The organism is Salinisphaera sp. SPP-AMP-43 (assembly GCF_049568105.1).
Lineage (GTDB): Bacteria > Pseudomonadota > Gammaproteobacteria > Nevskiales > Salinisphaeraceae > Salinisphaera.
Genome location: NZ_CP145335.1, coordinates 2,869,779 through 2,887,599, shown reverse-complemented (window position 1 = coordinate 2,887,599; position 17,821 = coordinate 2,869,779). Strand labels below are relative to the sequence as shown.

General features: G+C 62.7%; 14 protein-coding genes. All 14 read right to left on the bottom strand.

Annotated elements, in window-relative coordinates:
• Positions 1-179: 179 nt before the first annotated feature.
• Positions 180-1,073 (bottom strand): DUF2914 domain-containing protein, encoded by an 894-nt coding sequence (locus V5738_RS12380; RefSeq protein ID WP_423821113.1) that lies wholly within the window; start codon positions 1,071-1,073, stop codon positions 180-182.
• A gap of 426 nt (positions 1,074-1,499) precedes the next feature.
• A complete protein-coding gene (locus V5738_RS12375) occupies positions 1,500-2,579 on the bottom strand; it encodes an aldose epimerase family protein (RefSeq protein WP_423821112.1) in 1,080 nt (359 codons plus the stop codon).
• A 56-nt stretch (positions 2,580-2,635) separates the two neighbouring features.
• Complete coding sequence (locus V5738_RS12370; RefSeq protein ID WP_423821111.1) at positions 2,636-3,568, bottom strand: Gfo/Idh/MocA family protein; 933 nt, start codon at positions 3,566-3,568, stop codon at positions 2,636-2,638.
• 312 nt (positions 3,569-3,880) lie between these two features.
• The gene (locus tag V5738_RS12365; protein ID WP_423821110.1) at positions 3,881-4,774 is read right to left on the bottom strand and encodes an SMP-30/gluconolactonase/LRE family protein; all 894 of its coding nucleotides are present in this window, start codon (positions 4,772-4,774) and stop codon (positions 3,881-3,883) included.
• Complete coding sequence (locus V5738_RS12360) at positions 4,771-5,325, bottom strand: gluconokinase (protein WP_423821109.1); 555 nt, start codon at positions 5,323-5,325, stop codon at positions 4,771-4,773. The genes V5738_RS12365 and V5738_RS12360 overlap by 4 nt, the downstream gene beginning before the upstream one ends.
• A 116-nt stretch (positions 5,326-5,441) precedes the next feature.
• Positions 5,442-6,218 carry an ATP-binding cassette domain-containing protein gene (locus V5738_RS12355; protein WP_423821108.1) on the bottom strand — a complete coding sequence of 259 codons (777 nt, stop codon included), beginning with the start codon at positions 6,216-6,218 and terminating at the stop codon, positions 5,442-5,444.
• Positions 6,215-7,252: an ABC transporter permease gene (locus tag V5738_RS12350; protein WP_423821107.1), complete on the bottom strand. Its 1,038-nt coding sequence runs from the start codon at positions 7,250-7,252 to the stop codon at positions 6,215-6,217. Before V5738_RS12350 ends, V5738_RS12355 begins: the two co-directional genes overlap by 4 nt.
• An 11-nt stretch (positions 7,253-7,263) precedes the next feature.
• Positions 7,264-8,352 carry a sugar ABC transporter substrate-binding protein gene (locus tag V5738_RS12345; RefSeq protein WP_423821106.1) on the bottom strand — a complete coding sequence of 363 codons (1,089 nt, stop codon included), beginning with the start codon at positions 8,350-8,352 and terminating at the stop codon, positions 7,264-7,266.
• Positions 8,353-8,435: 83 nt separating this feature from the next.
• Positions 8,436-9,575: an aldose epimerase family protein gene (locus V5738_RS12340; protein ID WP_423824180.1), complete on the bottom strand. Its 1,140-nt coding sequence runs from the start codon at positions 9,573-9,575 to the stop codon at positions 8,436-8,438.
• A 181-nt stretch (positions 9,576-9,756) separates the two neighbouring features.
• On the bottom strand, positions 9,757-10,761 hold the full coding sequence (gene araD1 / locus V5738_RS12335; protein ID WP_423821105.1) for an AraD1 family protein: 1,005 nt from the start codon (positions 10,759-10,761) through the stop codon (positions 9,757-9,759).
• A 15-nt stretch (positions 10,762-10,776) separates the two neighbouring features.
• A complete protein-coding gene (locus V5738_RS12330) occupies positions 10,777-13,551 on the bottom strand; it encodes an aldehyde dehydrogenase family protein (protein ID WP_423821104.1) in 2,775 nt (924 codons plus the stop codon).
• 1 nt (position 13,552) lies between these two features.
• The gene (locus V5738_RS12325) at positions 13,553-14,323 is read right to left on the bottom strand and encodes an SDR family NAD(P)-dependent oxidoreductase (protein ID WP_423821103.1); all 771 of its coding nucleotides are present in this window, start codon (positions 14,321-14,323) and stop codon (positions 13,553-13,555) included.
• 58 nt (positions 14,324-14,381) lie between these two features.
• Positions 14,382-16,115 carry an L-arabinonate dehydratase gene (gene araD / locus V5738_RS12320; protein ID WP_423821102.1) on the bottom strand — a complete coding sequence of 578 codons (1,734 nt, stop codon included), beginning with the start codon at positions 16,113-16,115 and terminating at the stop codon, positions 14,382-14,384.
• A 146-nt stretch (positions 16,116-16,261) separates the two neighbouring features.
• The gene (locus V5738_RS12315) at positions 16,262-17,788 is read right to left on the bottom strand and encodes an alpha-N-arabinofuranosidase (protein ID WP_423821101.1); all 1,527 of its coding nucleotides are present in this window, start codon (positions 17,786-17,788) and stop codon (positions 16,262-16,264) included.
• Between the last annotated feature and the right edge of the window lie 33 nt (positions 17,789-17,821).

The window sequence follows — 17,821 nt, the reverse complement described above, 5'->3', positions numbered from 1 at the left end:
CCCCGCGCGGGTCGCCGTATCTCGTAGCAGGGATGAGCGGCCGTTAGCGCGGTGTACGCAGCCGTGGAGGGTCATACCGACTGAGCGATGACTCGAACGCGGTCTGCCCGGCAAGCGATATAGGGCCCTGCGATAACTCGCTGCAGCCGGCGGTGCTCGCCGGGGCAGCGGTCGGGCTGTTATGGCGTCTGGTAGACGAAATGCACGTTTTCCAGAATACGCCCCTGGCTGTCTTTGACCACCACTCGCCAGTCCCCGGTCATATCGAGGGTCAGCCGCTGGGCGGAATAGGTTCGCCAGAAACTGCTGCCGATCTGCAGCGTGACCCGAGACATGAGCCGACCTTCGTGCCACCACAGATGGGTGATGGTTTTGCCGGCCATGCCCTTGAGCTGGGTGAAATAGTAAAGATAGCGACGAGGATTGTTGTCGCTATGGACGATGCCGGACAGCCGGTCGACCGGTTCCTTATTCTCGATGCCGCTGGTCAGCTGGGCCCGTACGATGTGTCCCGAAGCCGCAGAGGGCGAGGACAGCTCGGCCGTCGATGAGGTCTTGGCGGTGGTGGTCGTAGCTGTATCGTTGTCGGCCGCCGGTTCGTGTTGTTCGGCTGGGCGTGTCTTATCGGCCTGGGCCGTCTGGTCACCGGTCTCCGGCTTGGGTTCGGTTTCGGCCGAGGGCGATGCGGTGGTTTCTGCGCGCTCAGCCGTCATCGCATCATCTGCCGACTGGCTCGACTGGCTCGACTGGCTCGACTGGCTCGACTGGCTCGACTGGCTCGACTGGCTCGACTGGCCTGGCTTGGCCGAGGCTTGAGTCTGCGCTGAAGACTGTTGTGCAGGGGCGTTGGTCGCGTTGTCACGATTGGTGACCGCCGGCGCTGCCCCCGTCGTTTCGTCCTGCGGCTGACTCGACGCGCTCGATGCGCTGGCCTGTTCCGGGGCCGGTTCGTCTTCGGGCAATCGGTCCACGGCGATCCACCCGACCGCTGCGATGGCCAGCCATAGCAGTGCCGGCAGGCCATAGCTACGGACGAAGCCGGGGCGAGCACTATCGGATGGGCGTTTAGACATGGAGCACCACCGAGTCGAGCGGGCACATGAGGATAGGCAGCGGCTTGGTCGAGGGGAGCGACTTCAAGACGATAACGCGATCTAGCTTCTGTGCATGGGTGTACAACGACCAGCCGAAGACACCAAGGCGACCTTGGGCCAACACCGACCGATACCGGGCCGGGCCGTATCTAAGGCAGTGTATTTGAATCGATCACAGCGTAACGAACAATCGGCCGACAGACTGAACCGTGCCGGCCAAGCCATGGCCCTATTGCCAGGCGCGAGAGTATAGGCCGGCGACAATTGCGCGTCGCTGAACGGTGGAGGTCGAGGTATAGACCGGGTCGCTGTCGATCAGCGCAATCGATGAGCCACGAGCACTCACGTTACGGCGTGCCGATCTCGGCCGGCCCTCGATACGCCTGCCCGGCCGAGAGCGTTTGTTTAACCTGGCGAAAACCGATAGACCGTGGTCTGGGTATATTTCTCCCCGGCCGCGAGACGGGTCGAAGGAAAACCAGGCTGGTTCGGTGAATCGGGGGCGTGTTGGGCTTCGAGGGTGAAAGCCGCATGCCGATCGTAGGCCTGCCCATCCTTGCCGCTCACCGAACCGTCGAGCCCATTGCTGGTAAAAAACTGGACGCCCGGTTCGGTGGAATACATCTCCAGGCTACGTCCGGAGGCTGGATCGATTACTCGCACGGCCAACTTAGAGAGATCGCCTTCGGTGTTCAGTATCCAGTTGTGGTCGTAGCCGCCGAGCTCGGCCAAAGACTCGGCCTCGATATCGGCACCGATCGCTTTGGGATGCGTGAAATCCAAGGCGCTACCGGCAACCTGGGTTTGTTCGCCGGTCGGCAGCAGGGCCTTATCGACGGCGGTGATTCGATCGGCGTTAATGAAGGCGATCTGATCGTGAATCGATCCCGAACCGGCGCCAGCCAGATTGAAAAAGACATGGTTGGTCAGATTGACCACCGTATCGGCGTCGGCGATCGCCGAGTAGTGCAGGCGCAGGTTGTTGGCCTCGTCGAGGGTATAGCGCAGGGTGACCGCGAGCGTGCCCGGGAAACCCATATCGCCATCTGGCGAAACGTGGGTCAGTTCGACGCCGACTTCGTGGGAAGTCTCGATCGGGCAGGCCGCCCAGTTATGGCGGTCGAAGCCGCGCTGGCCGCCGTGCAGCGTATTCGGCCCTTCGTTGGTCGATAGCCGATGCGTCTGGCTATCGAGTTCGAAAGTGCCGCCGCCGATCCGGTTGCCGTAGCGGCCGATGGTGGCCCCGAAGTAGCTCTGGCCGGCTGTCTCATAATCGGCGACGCGTTCGAAGCCGAGCGCCACGTCGTCCACACGGCCGTTCTTATCCGGCACCTGGACGGCATGGATACGTGCGCCGTAGGTCAGAATATCGACGACCATGCCGCGCCGGTTGGTCAGGCGATAACGGTCGACGCGTTCGCCGTCGGTAGTGTGGCCGAATACATGGCAGCCGACCGACAGACAGGGAGACAACGATTCAGACATGACAGGCCTCGGGGAGCAGACAGGGCGATAGGTGTATGCGCACGGGATGTGCTCGTCTATTCGTTGAAGTCTTCGACCGTGCGGCGCTCGCCCAGCATGAAGGCATCGGCCACATGCTGAAAAGCGCGCACGTCGACGTCGCAGATGCGCTTTTCGATCAACGCCGCGAAGCGGGCATAAACACCGGCGTATTCGGCCTTGTCTTCGTCGATCTGCGGTTGCCCGTCGATGGCCATCGCGGCGCCGCCCTGGGTGAGTTCCAGGCGGCCGGCGTCGGTGTCGACGCAGATGCGCCAGCAGGGTTGCTCGGTATGACGAAAATCGAAGACCGCTTCGATCGGCACGCCGTCGGCCTGCTGGAATGACAGCTCGGCAGCGATGGGCATGGCCCGGTTACCGGGAATATCCAGCCGGGCCCGGCGCAGTGCGAATGGCCGCTCGAGTATGTGGGTGAGAATCGATAGGGCATTGATGCCCGGATCGAATACGCCGAGCCCGCCTGGGGTCCAGATCCAGCCCTGACCGGGATGAAAGACCTTGACGTCTTCGCGCCATTCGACCGTGACCGCCTGGATATCGCGGCCGGCCAGCCATTCCCGGGCCGGCTCGATGGCCGGGGCATGGCGGGAATGCCAGCTGGCATAGAGCGTTACGCCAGCCTGGCCGGCGCGGGCCTGGAGGTCGGCCACTTCCGACAAGGTGATGCCCGGCGGCTTTTCCAGCAGTACATGCAGACCGGCGGCGAGCGCCTGGCAGGCCATGGCGAAGCGATGCTGGGGCGGCACACAGAGCGCGACCGCGTCGATGCCGAGATCTGCATCGAGTAGTTCGTCGAGATCGGCGAACTGTGCCGGGTTGGCCGTCGGGTCGGTCGCGAGCCGCGGATCGGCTGCCGCGACCAGTTCGAAGTCATCATTCGCGCCGATGGCGGGCTGATGCTGGTCGGTGGCGATCTTGCCGAAACCGACGAGTGCCAAACGAATCGTCATGATGTTGTCCTATGGCCTGCTGATATTCCATGCAAGTCCGTGCCAAACGCCTGCAAAAAACGTGTACGAACATGATGCCGTTGTGCTAGGTGCGGGCGCTGCCACGCTGGGCTGTCGTCGTGCTTGCGTTCGTCGGCGCTCGTGCCGTCGCGCTGGGCGCCTATGACAATCGACCATCGGCGTTCTGCGCTACGGCCAGTCTGGGCTCGAGCGCTCAAGCAGCACCGCGCATCGTTTGAGCACAGCCATTTGCGGTGCCGGTCGAGCATGCCCGTGAAACCGAGCACGGGTAATCCCGTGGCCCGCCCTGCATCAGGCGTTTGCGGGCGCAGCCTTGAACGCTGGGGCCGGGCGCCCCGGCGTATCGACCTGCATCGAAAACAGCGAGCCGGAATCCGGCCACTGGGCGATCGTGTCTTCGTCCATCCCTTCGCGGGCCGTGGTGACGAACAAGGTGCGCCCATCGGTGCCGCCAAAGGCAGGCATGGTCGGTTGCAGCGCACTCATCGGATGATGGGAGACCAGCGTGCCAGCGGGATCGAAGCGAGCTACCGCCGCACCGCCGAACAGGGCGGTCCAGTAATAGCCCTCGGCATCCACGGCTGCGCCGTCCGGATAACCTTCGATATCGAGCCGATTGAGATCGACCCAGGTCTCGCCGGCGCCAAGTTTGCCAGTATCGGCATCGAAAGGATGGCGACGAATGATCCGGGTCGGCGTATCGGTGTGATACATCCAGCGCCCGTCGGGACTGAACGCCAGCCCGTTGGTGATCGTCATATCGGACAGCCGCGGGCTCAGCGTCTGGCCGTCGTAGCAGTATAGTGAGGCATCGGCGGCCGACTGGGCCTCGTTCATCGTGCCGATCCAGAATCGGCCTGCCGGGTCCGTGCCACCGTCGTTGAAGCGATGGTCATGGGTGTCCTCCGGGGCCTCGACCAGCTGCTGTTGCTTGTGCCCGGTGTCGTCCAGCAGCCAGATGCCAGAGCGCATCGCAGCCAGCAGCCCGCCGTCGGTTCGACGTACCACGCAGGTGATCGCCTCGCCCTGATCGACGGTCGTATGGTGACCACTGTCGGGGGCCAGTCGATGCAACTGGCCGCCGATAATATCGACCCAGTAGAGCGCCTGATTTTCTGGATCCCAGTGCAAGCCCTCGCCCAGAGTCATGCTCAGGCGCAGATGGGGCGTCAGCGTTTCGCTCATTCGGTGTCCTTATTCAGCCGTTGTCGCAGGGCGACCGTACTGGCTTGGATGACGTCGTCAAAATCGGTATCGATATCGATGCGTACCGCTTCGTCGTCGGTCGGCGGTTCGAGTGTTTCGAACTGTGACTGCAGCATGTCGGCCGAGAAGAAGTGCTCGCGTTGACGCATGCGACCGAGAATGACGTCGAAGCCGCCGTCCAGATACAAAAAGATCAGATCGGGATCACCCAGGCGCAGCTGGTCGCGGTAATCCCGTTTGAGGGCCGAACAGCCCAGTAGCAGTGACTCGCCCCGTCGACGATAATCGGCGATCAAGTCGGTCAATATCGTCAGCCAGCCGGCGCGATCGTCGTCGTCCAGTGGCTCACCGGTCGACATCTTATCGATATTGGCCTGGGGGTGATAGCGATCGCCATCCAGGTACTCGATATCGAGTGCCGCCCCGACGGCCTCGCCGATGCTCGATTTGCCACTGCCCGAAACACCCATGACGACGATACGCCGGTCTTGCTTTTGAGCTTTGGGGCCAAGGGCTTGCGAATCAGTCATGGGCAGGAGTCCGGTCGGAGGTATGTCTAGAGCAGCAGAGCATTCTTCCAAAGGCCCCGGCCGGCGGCAAGCCGGCCCGGCCCCGAAAGTGGCAACGACCGGCCTGAGGCCTGGACCTAGGCGCGTGCTTCCTTGGCGACGTTGCGATATTCGTTGACCACGATATCGGTCAGCTCCTGTACCGATGTATCGTTGGTCGCCTTGTCGAAGGTGATGCGGCCGTTCTGCAACAGATTGATTCGATCGCAGACATCAAAGATATGGCCGTAGTTATGGGCGATGATGATGATCGACACTTCGCCCTGGGCACGCAGGCGATTGATGACGTCGAGAATCATCGCCCCTTCCTTGGCGCCCATGGCTGCAGTCGGCTCGTCGAGCAGCAGTAGTCGGGCATTGGAGTAGACCGAGCGGGCTACGGCCACTGCCTGCCGCTGGCCGCCGGACAACTGGCCGATCGGCACATCCACGGACGGAATATTGACCCCGATATCGGTCAGGCACTTGCGGGCCTTTTCCTTCATCGGCCGATTGTTGAGGATCGCCAGCGGTCCGCCGATCAACGATTCCCGCTGTAGGAACATGTTGTGGTAGACGTTGAGCTGGGGGATCAGGGCCAGATCCTGATGTACGCAGTCGATGCCCAGCGAACGGGCATGGGTGACCGAGTGCAGCTGGACCGGCTCGCCGTCGAACAGGATACGGCCGCGGGTGGGGCGGTGTAGCCCGCACAGGATCTTCATCAGCGTCGACTTGCCGGCGCCGTTATCGCCGAGTAGACCCAGCACCTCGCCCTTGCCGACCCGTAGATTGACGTCTTGCAGGGCCGTGACGTGGCCGAACTCCTTGGCTACGTTCTCGACCTGCAACAGTGGTTGGCTTGGTTGCGTCATGATTTTTTACCAAAAAGCTTCAGGCGTCCGATATGGACGTTGACGATCATGGTGATCAGGATGGCCGCGCCCAGAATCATGTCGAAGGTATAGGCCGAAACCCCGGCCAGGGTGAAGCCGTCCTTGAGAATGCCGATGACCAGGGCGCCGAAGAAGGCGCCGATGATGGTGCCCACGCCACCGGCGAGCAGGGTGCCGCCGATCACCGCCGAGGCGATGCACATGAACATGATCTGGGTGCCGCCGGCGAGGGGCGTGATCGATCCGATCTGAAAACTGTCCAGGATGCCGCCGAACCCGGCGAGCATGCTGCAGACCGTGAAGTTTCGGATCTTGACGAAGGTGACCTTGATGCCTGCTTCGGTGGCACCGTTGAGGTTGCCGCCGACCGCGATCGTATGCAGCCCCCAGCGGGTACGCGTGAGAATGAGCTGGAAGACCACGGCGATACCGAAGGCCCAGGCGATCCCTGCGAACGCGCTACCGCCGAAAATCATGGTGGCGAATTCGCCGGCTTCCGGCTGCACCGGATAGCCGCCGGAGATCGTTAGCGTGAAGCCGTTGAGCAAAAACAGCATGCCCATGGTGGTCACGAACGAATGGATTTGTAGCAGCTCGGTAATCAGGCCGTTGAGCAGACCCACCACGCCACAGCCGAGTAGAGCCAGGATGATCGCGAGTACGATCGGAATGCCGGCGCTGTGCGCGAAGAACATCAGAAACGGCGCCATGGCGTAGACCATGCCGACCGACAGATCGAGTTCGCCGCTGATCAGCACCAGCACTTCGCCGGCCGCGAGTATCGCGGTCGCGGCAGCATACTGGCCGAGCGTGCCGATATTGTCCTGAGTCAGGAAGTAACCGGTGGTGCTCTGGAAATAGATCACCAGCAGAATGCCGGCGACGACGATGCTCGCCTCCCGTCGACCCAGGGTCGCGGCCAGGATACGGCGCCAGGAACCCTGGCGCCGTTGTGCATCCTGCGATCGCTCGGCTGGCCGGTCAGGCGATTGAGCTTTGCTTTGCGTTGCCATAAATCAGCTACTCAACTCGAGATGGGGCCGGAGCGGGACAGAACCTTTTGCTTGTTCGAGTTGCCTTCGAAACGGCTCTTGGTATTCAGGTATTGACCAACGTTGTCCTTGGTCACGAACTTCAGGCCGGTGTTGATGTTGGCCATGCCGCTCAGGCCACCCGAGACCTTGTAGAGAAACAGTTCCGTGACCGGCATGAAGCCCTGCATATACGGTTGTTGGTCGATCGTGAAACTCAGATCGCCGGCCTCGATACCGTCGAGCGTGCCGGGCAGCATGTCGAAGCCACCGCCCTTGATGCCCTTGTCGGCCAGACCATGTTTCTTCATGGTCTTGGCGATGCCTTCGGTACTGCCGGCATCGACCGCGAACATGCCCTTAATGTCGCGATGGCCGAGATAGAACGACTCGATGCGGTTGAACTCTTCGTTGACCGTTGGCCCGCTGGCGACCTGGTGCAGCGTGATGTCCTTGCCGGATGCCTCGATGGCGGCCTTGGCGCCATTCATTCGGGGCTGGATATTGAGCTGGCCTGGGGTCGCGATGAAGCCCACGACATCACCCGAGTCCACCTCCTGAACGATACGTTCGCCCAGTGCCTTGCCGGCATCGAACAGCTTCTGGCCGATATAGGCCAGCCGGTCGTTGTCGACGTCGGCGTTATAGGAGACCACCGGGATGCCGGCTTTCAGGGCCCGATCGATCGGGGCATTGAAGGCGCTCTGGTCGACTAGGGCCACAGCAATGCCGTCCGCGCCCGAGGAGATGGCCGCATGCATGGCATTGACCATTTCCCGCGGTTCGGAGGTCTGGGAGCCAGTCCATTGATAGCTGCAGCCAAAGGCTGCACAGGCATCCGCCGCGCCGTACTGCGTGGGCACGAAAAACGGGTTGGTGGTGACGTGATTGACGAATACGAACTTGTAGTTTGGATGATCGGGCAGCTGGGCGTCGTGCTTGCCAGCTGCCAGTGCGGCCGGGCTTATGCCCATGCCGGCGGCCATAGTGGCCAGGGTGGCCCCACCGCCTAGCGCGCCGTGCAGAATCCGGCGCCGGCCGATATCGATGCCGTTGTCGTTGGGGTCTGATGAATCGGTCATGATGGCTCCTCCGTTGGTTTTCGCTTAAGCGCTCGTGTTTGTTATTGACCCAGCCGCCGCCGGGGCGGCCGGGCAGAGCGCGTTTATTCAGGCAGGAATTTGTAGACCGTGGTCTGCGTGTATTTCTGTCCTGCTTTGAGTTCGGTGGTCGGGAAATCCGGCTGGTTCGGCGAATCCGGATAGTGCTGGGCTTCCAGCGTGAAACCGCCCCAGTGCCCCAACTTGTGGCCATGCGCGCCCTTGAACGAGCCGTCCAGGAAGTTGGAGGTATAGAACTGCACGCCGGGCTCGGTGGTATACATTTCCACCGTGCGCCCGGATTGGGGATCGCTCACGCGCACGGCCAGATCGTCGAGGTTGCCCTGGGTATTGAGCACCCAGTTGAAGTCGTAGCCGCCTTTGTCGGGTTCGGCATATTTCAACTGCGGGTTGTCGGCATGAATGTGCTTGCCGATCGGCGTGGGCGTGGTGAAATCCAGCGGGGTGCCGGACACGGGCTTGAGCTGGCCGGTCGGGATCAATGTCTTGTCGATCGGCGTGAACCGGTCGCCGTTGATCATGGCGACCTGGTCTAGCACGGTGCCGCTGCCGGCCCCGGCCAGATTGAAATAGACATGGTTGGTCAGGTTGATGACCGTATCCTGGTCCGATACTGCCGAGTAGTGGATGCGCAAGTCGTTGTCGTTATCCAGCGTATAGCGGACGGTGACCGCCAGATTGCCGGGAAAGCCCATGGTGCCGTCGGGCGAGAAATGGGTCAGTTCGACACCGACGCGATCGCCCGTATCGATCGGCGCGGCCGCCCAGACTTTCTGGTCGAAGCCTTTGGTGCCGCCGTGCAGGGTGTTCGGGCCATTGTTCTTGGGTAGATTGTAGGTCTGGCCGTTGAGCTTGAACTGGCCGCCGGCGATCCGGTTGCCGTAGCGGCCGATGGTGGCCCCGAAATAGACGCTGGAATGGTCGATATAGTCCTTGACGTTATCGAAACCCAGCGCGATATCGGTGCTTTTGCCATTTTTATCCGGCAGCTCGATCGACTGAATCCGGCCGCCGAAGGTGATGACATCCACGGACATGCCGTTGGCATTGGTCATGTGGTAACGCTGGACCTTCTCCCCGTCTGGAGTCTGGCCGAAATCGCTCTGGGTCACCGCCAGATGATCCGGCTGGCTCGAACCGTCGTTGGCGCTGTCGGCAGCCCAGGCTGTGGCACTGCCCAGCATGAGTCCGGCCAGCGCAGCAGCGGCCGCGCCGTGATACAGCACCGTCTTATGATTGCGATCGCTTCGCATGCTCTCCTCCTCGCTTGGAATCACCCTGTGTTGTTGTAGAAGGTGATCTGTAAATAACGGTTTTTTTATTTTCAGCTTATAGGCGAGCCTCCGGTCTCGGGTTTGATGACGCTCAAATCAGGGCCCGTACGCCACCGGGCGCGAAGGTGGTAACGCTTTGGCTGACAGGGTTGCGCAATGGGGCGCCGAAAATCGGCGATTCGATCTCGAACATATCGCCAGGGCGGGTCGCGATCTGGTCGGCGAACGACAGGGTCGCCGTGCCGAAAAAATGCACGTGTACATCGCCAGGGCGTAGGAACTGGCGATACTTGAAATGGTGATATTCCAGGTTTTCCAGGCTGTGGCTCATATTGGCCTCGCCGGAAGCGAAGGGTTTTTCCCAAAGCACGCTATCGCCGCGCCAGATGCGGCTGGTGCCTTCGACCGACTGGGGCAGCTCGCCGGTCAATAGAGTCGGCCCGAAGCTGCAGTAGCGCAGTTTCGAATGGGCCAGATACAGATAGTTCTGGCGCTCGGTCACGTGGTCCGAAACTTCGTTGCCGAGCGCATAGCCGACGCGCCAGGGAGTGCCGTCGTCGGCGATCACATACAGCCCGGCGATCTCGGGTTCCTCGCCGAGATCCCGGCCGAACGCCGGGCCGGGGATTTCGGCGCCAGGGCGGACCACGATCTGGCCGTCGCCCTTATAGAACCATTCCGGCTGCACGCCAGCCTGGCCCGGCGCCGGCCGGCCGCCTTCCAGGCCCCAGTTGAAGACCTTCATCGAGTCGGTCTGATGGTCTGGATCGGGCTGGGCCGAGCCCTCATGCATGGCATTGCGAGTATCCGCGCTGCCGGTATGGGTCAGGCCCGTACCGGTGATCAGGCAGTGGGCCGGATCGGCGTGGTCGACCGGGGGCAGCACCCGGCCGGCGTCCAGCAGTGCCTCCAGGCTATCCAGACCATCGGCGATGCCACGTTGTTCGATTTCGGTGGCCAGACCGTGGCCGGCACGAATCGCAGCCAGGGCCAGATCGTGCACGCTATCGGTCTCGGCGACCGTGCGCACCCGATCGGCATCGACCACGCCGACGCGGCGCTGGCCGGAGGCGGTTTCGAACTGGATCAGCTGCATGATCGATCTCCCGTATTATAGTGCCGCGCTGCTCATCTCGCCGTTGACCAACCGCCGGATGCCCAACGGGTTGTCATCGGCCAAGGCCTTGGGCAGCACGGCCGCCGGTGCATTCTGATAGCAGACCGCGCGTAGATAGCGCTCGATCGCCAGCGTGCCGACCGACGTGCTGTGCGGATCGGTGGTCGCTGGGTAGGGCCCGCCGTGGACCATCGCATCGTTGACCGCTACGCCGGTGGGAAAGCCGTCGAACAGCACCCGGCCGGCGCGTCGGGTGAGCTCGGTGACCAGCGGTTTGTGGTTGGCCACCTCGGTCTCTTCGCCGGTGACGGTCGCGGTCAACTGGCCGTTGAGCGCCCGGGCGGCGTCTTCCAACTCGTCTTCGCTGTCGAGTTCGACGACCACCGTGCTCGGGCCGAAGACTTCTTCCATCAACGGCTGTGCCGCGTCAAAGAGTTGATGCTTGTCGGCAGTGAACAGCCGGGCGGCGGCCTGATTCGACTCAGCGGTGCCGACCGCGACTTCGGCAACGCCGGACAGGCCCTTGAGCCGTTCCACGCCGCGCTGATAGTTATCCAGCAGGCCGTGGTTGAGCATCACCTGGCCGGGCTTGGCTTTGAGTTGTTCGCCCAACGTTTCGACGAAACGGGTCATGGCTGGCGACTTCACACCGATGATCACGCCGGGCCCGGTACAGAACTGGCCGACCCCCATCGTGACCGAGCCGGCCAGGCCTTCGGCCAGCGTCTCGCCGCGGGTCTCGATCGCCTGGGGCAGCATGAACATCGGATTCACGCTCGACATTTCAGCAAACACCGGAATCGGCTCGTCGCGCTGGGCAGCCAGATCGAACAGGGCCCGGCCGCCGTTCTGCGAACCGGTAAAGCCGACCGCCTTGATCGCGGGTTCCTGGACCAGCTGGGCACCGACCTTGTCGCCGAAGATCATGTTGAAGGTGCCGGCCGGCATGCCAGTTTTGGTTACGGCCGTCTGAAGAGCCGTGCCGACCATCTCGGAGGTCACCATATGCCCTGGATGAGCCTTGACCACGACCGGACAGCCGGCGGCCAGCGCGGAGGCGGTGTCGCCGCCGGCGACCGAGAACGCAAACGGAAAGTTGGAGGCACCGAACACTGCCACCGGGCCGAGCGCCTGCTGGATCTGACGCAGATCCGGGGCAGCATCGGTGGCGGTATCGATCCGCGCGCCGAGATAATCGCCGCGGCGCAGCACCTTGGCGAACAGCCGCAGCTGGCCGGTGGTACGGCCGACTTCGCCGGTCAGGCGTTTTTCGGGTAGGGCGGTTTCGCGCATGGCCTCGCGGATCACGGCATCGCCGAGAGCCTCGATCTCGTCGGCGCAGACTTCGAGGAACTGGGCCCGGGTTTCCGGATCGGTAGTCGAAAAGGTATCGAAGGCCTGCTGTGCCGCGTTCGCAGCAGCCTTGACCTCCTCGGGGGTCGCCTCGAAAAAATCCTGTTTGTACGGGGCGTTGTCTTCGGCCGCACGGCTGGCCAGTGTGTGGCTTCCAGCGGCAACGCGCTGGCCGTCGATGAATTGCTGGCCGGTAATTTCGGGCATGGAAGACTCCTGAGTCGAATAATGAGAATCGGTTTTCGGCGCGATGCCAGAGCGTCGCGCTAGATGCTGCATCAATCGCCGTACGCCAAAAGTCCAGGGGGCGATGGCGTCGCTGCGGTTGACCCGATTGATCAGCGCGCCGAGCCGCGGCGTGCCGATGGTCACGCGATCGCCGACGTGGTGGGTGAAGCCCTGGCCTTCGCCGTCGCGATCGGCGGTGGGTGAAAACATGGTCCCCAGATACAGCACGAAGCCATCCGGATACTGGTGATGGGCACCGTGGGCCTGGGTGACCAGATCGAGCGGATCGCGGCTGATCTCGCGCATATCCGAGGCCGCATCCAGACGAAAGCCGTCGTCCTCGCCTTCGATAATTAGCCGGACTCGGGCGCGCCGTACATCGTCGATCGTGAAGTGCTCATCGAACAGCCGGATGAATGGCCCGATTGATGACGAGCCGTTGTTGTCTTTGGCCTTGGACAGCAGCAGGGCACTGCGGCCTTCGAGGTCACGCAGGTTGACGTCGTTACCTAGAGTGGCGCCGCGGGTGCGCCCGGTCGCATCGACGGCCAACACGATCTCGGGCTCTGGATTGTTCCAGGCCGAGCTCGGATGCAGGCCGACTTCCGCGCCGAAGCCGACCGAGGCCATCGGCTGACATTTAGAAAAGACTTCGGCGTCCGGGCCGATGCCGACTTCCAGATACTGTGACCAGGCGCCGCGCTCGACCAGGGCGGCCTTCAGATCCATAGCGGCTTGCGAACCCGGCGTGATCTGGGAGAGATCGTGGCCGATCAGCTCGTGCAGTTGGGCCCGCACATCCGCGGCCTTGGCTGGATCGCCGCCGGCCTGTTCTTCGATCACACGTTCGAGCAGGCTGACGGCGAAGGTCACCCCACAGGCCTTGACTGCCTGCAGGTCGACCGGGGCCAGCAGGCGATCGCCGGTTTCGGTTTCCAGCGACTGGGCCAGCCAGTCGCGGACCTGGCCCAGTGCTTCGCCGGGCGCCGATGCCACGATCTCGGCGACGTCGTCGCGGTCGAGCAGGTCGGCCATGGTTGGCGCCTGGGCGCTGATATCGATCAGTTCACCCCTGCGCACCGTGACCAGCGCCGGGCCCTCGACCGGAGCGCTCCGCCAGACCCGTCCGACAAGTACGGCCTGTTCCAGATCCTCGGGCAGGCAATCGTCGAGTTCGAGTACATCCATATCAGCACCACCCGCCGTCGATGACATATTCCTGGGCTGTGCACTGGGCACTGTCGTCGGCACCGAGAAACAGCACGGTGGGCGCGACGTGCTCGGGCAGCAGCCGCTGTTTGAGACACTGGTTGGCCTGGATACGGGCTTCGTCTTCGGCGTCGATCCATTTGTCGAGCTGGCGCTCGGTCAAAATCGCCCCCGGAATGACCGTGTTGACCCGGATATTCGAGGCGCCGAGATCGCGGGCCATGGTGCGCGTCAGCCCGTGCACGCCCGCCTTGGCCGTGGTGTAGCCCGGCATGTCGCCGAGGGCGACTTTCCAGCTGATCGAACCGAAATTGATGATCGAGCCGCCGCCGGCTTTGGCCATACCGGGTGCTGCCGCCTGGATCGTAAAGAACTGCGGGCGCAGGTTGATCGCCATGCGCTCGTCCCAGTATTCGGGGCTGATGTCGCGCCAGTCGTGGCGATCGTCGCTGGCGGCGTTGTTGATGAGCACGCCGATGGCGCCGTGTTCGGCCTCGACGTTGTGCACCGTGCGCTGCAAGGCGTCGATATCGCGAATGTCGCAGTTCGTAAACGCTACCCGGTAGGTGGCCGACTCCTGGCGCAGGGCGTCTACCAGGTCGTAGCTGGCTTCGTCTGCGATATCCACGAAATGCACATTGGCGTTCTGGCGGGCGAAGGCACGGGTCAGCTCGGCGCCGATACCGCTGCCGCCACCGGTGATGAATACCGTTTTGTCGTGCAGACTCGGATAGACGGCCGCGGTAGTCATGGATATGACTCCTGGCACCGCGGTCGGCGCTGTATCGCCATTGCGAATCCGAAGCCGATCAATGGTTTTCCCGTGGAATGGCCGCGCCCCGGCAACCGGCCAGGAAATCCAGATCGGCCCCGAGATCGGCCTGCTGGACATGGTCGAAATAGAGTTTCTGGTAGCCGCTGTCCATGGCCGGAGCCGGTGCCTGCCAACGTTGGCGGCGGACAGCCAGTTCGGCCTCGTCGATATCCAGATGCAGACGCCGGCTATCGACGTCCAGCTCGATCATGTCGCCGTTCTCGACCAGCGCGAGCGGGCCGCCGGCAGCCGATTCGGGCGAGACATGCAGCACCACCGTGCCGAAGGCCGTACCCGACATGCGGGCATCGGAAATGCGGACCATGTCGCGGACGCCTTTTTCGAGAATCTTGGTCGGCAGCGGCATATTGCCGACCTCGGCCATGCCCGGATAACCCTTGGGGCCGGCGCCCTTGAGGACCATCACACAGGTCTCGTCGATATCCAGATCAGGGTCGTCCACCCGGGCCTTGAAGTCTTCGATCGACTCGAAGACCACAGCACGGCCGCGGTGGGTCATCAGTTCGGCTGTGGCCGCCGAAGGTTTCAGCACCGCGCCGTCCGGCGCGAGATTGCCTTCCAGCACTGCAATACCACCGCGTTCGTTGACCGGGTTGTCGCGCTTGCGAATGACATCGAAGTCGAAGCATTCAACCTCGGCCAGGTTCTCGCCGACGGTATGCCCGTTCACGGTCAGCGCATCGGTGTGCAACAGATCCTCGATCTGTTTCATCAATGCCGGTAGGCCGCCGGCGTAGCAGAAATCCTCCATGAGGAAACGCCCGGACGGCATCAGGTCGACCAGGCAGGGCACGTCGTGGCCGAGTTTGTCCCAGTCGGACAGATTGAGATCGATACCCACGCGGCGGGCCAGGGCCAGTAGATGGATGACGGCATTGGTCGAACCGCCGATCGCACCGTTGACCCGGATCGCGTTTTCGAATGCCTTGCGGGTCAGGATCTGAGACGGTTTGACGTCCTGTTCGACCATGTCGACGATGCGCCGGCCCGACATCCGCGCCAAGCGATTGCGGTGGGCATCGACCGCCGGAAAAGCCGCGTTGCCGGGCAGGGCCATGCCCAGCGACTCGGCCATCGAGGCCATAGTCGAGGCGGTGCCCATGGTCATGCAGTGGCCGGCCGAGCGATGCATGCCGGCCTCGGCCGCCAGGAAGTCGTCGATCGACATCTTGCCGGCGCGGACGTCTTCGGAGAACTTCCAGACGTCGGTGCCCGAGCCAAGCTGGCGGCCCTTGAAGCGGCCATTGAGCATTGGCCCGCCCGAAACCACGAGGGTTGGCAGATCACAGCTGGCCGCACCCATCATCAGCGACGGGGTGGTTTTGTCGCAGCCGCACATCAGCACTACGCCGTCCATCGGATTGGCACGGATCGCTTCTTCGGTATCCATGGCCGCGAGATTGCGGAACAGCATGGCGGTCGGGCGTAGCAGCGTCTCGCCGCAGGAAAACACCGGGAACTCCAGCGGGGTGCCGCCGGCATCCAGAATGCCGCGCTTGATGTGCTCCACCAGATCCCGAAAGTGGGCGTTGCAGGGCGTGAACTCGGAGAACGTGTTGCAGATGCCGATCACCGGACGGCCGTCGAAGGCATCGTCCGGCAGGCCGCTGTTTTTCATCCAGCTTCGGTGCAGAAAACCGTCGCGGTCGTGGCCACCGAACCAGGCCTGGGATCGCCGCTTAGGATTACTGTTCTGTCCGTCGCTCATGTATTTCAACTCCTGTAGCTGGCAACCAATGTCTGACATGTCTGTTATATGTTCAACATAGACTTTGGTTTTAATCGGTCGCCGGTATGTGGGATCGCCCGCCACCGGCTGTCTGCGCAGACGCCGATGGCAGGCATAGGCAGTACTCAGGCTGCGGTGGTCGCGCCGACCTGGATACGCACGCAGTGGTAGCTCAACGGATCGAGACGCCCGCTCAGCCGGGCCTGCTCGCATGCCAAGCTCTCGCCCTCGACCGGGGCGACTTCGTTGGGCCGGCTCGCGGTATTCGCGGCCTTGAGGTCGCTGTGCTGGAGTACTTGGTGTTCGATCAACCGTGCGGTTCCGAAGCCCTGTAGATCGATATCGAGCGACAAGGCATCGTCGGGCGATCGATTGATCATGAACAAGGCGACTGTTCCGGCGTCGGTATCGTGTACGCCAGTGATATCGAGCATCGGCACATTGGCTTCGCCGGCGGTGTCGTAGCAGGCAACGTCCACATCCATATCGAGTACGGTGCCGCGGCCATGGCGAGCGGCGAAGGCATAGGGATAGAAGATGGTCTGACGCCAGGCGACACCCCCGGTTTCGGTCATAATCGGGGCAATCACATTGACCAGCTGGGCGATGCAGGCGATTTTGACCCGGTCGGCGCGGCGGATCAGCGTATTCAGTACGCAGCCGATCAGCAGGGCGTCTTCGAAGTTGTAGACGTCTTCGAGCAGCGGCGGGGCGAACGGCCAGTCGCTGCCTTGTAGCACCTGCTTGTCCTGTTCGGTGCTGTGGTACCAGACGTTCCATTCGTCGAAGCAGATCGCGACCTGGTGGCGCGAGCGTTTCTTGGCTTGGATGTAGTCGATTACCCCGGCGATCGAGCCGATATAGCGATCCATCTTCTGCGACAGAGCGAGGTAGTCGCGCAGATCGTCGGCATAGTTGGTGAAGTACATATGCAGCGAGATGTAGTCGACCGCCTCGTAGCAGCGGTCGAGCACGGTGGCCTCCCACTCCGGATAAGTCGGCATTTCGGCGTTGGACGAGCCACAGGCCACCAGCTCCAGGGACGGATCGAAGGCCCGCAGCGCCTTGGCGGTCTCATTGGCCAGATGGCCGTATTCCTCGGCAGTCTTGTGGCCGATCTGCCAGGGCCCGTCCATTTCGTTGCCGAGGCACCAGAGTTTGACGTCCCAGGGCTCGGCCCGGCCGTTGGCGATCCGGGCATCGCTCCAGTAGCTGCCGCTGGGATGATTGACGTATTCGACGAAATTGCGCGCCGCGTCGATGCCCCGCGAGCCGAGATTGACTGCCAGCATCATGTCTATGTTCGCGGCATCACACCAGTCGGCGAACTCGTGGATGCCGACCTCGTTGGACTCGCGGGTATGCCAGGCCAGATCCAGCCGGGTGGGGCGGTCTTCGACCGGGCCAATGCCGTCTTCCCAGTTGTAGGCAGACACGAAATTGCCACCGGGATAGCGCACCACCGGTGCGCCGATCTCGCGTACCAGATCGAGCACGTCGGTACGGAAACCGTGGGCGTTGGCGCTGGGGTGATCGGGCTCGTAGATCCCGCCATAAACCGCGCGGCCGAGATGCTCGATGAAGGCGCCGTACAGGCGATCGTCGATACGCGCTCGGGTAAAACGCGGATGGGCCGTGACCTTGGCGTGCATGCTCAAAACTCCTCGAATTCTTTAGGTTGTTTT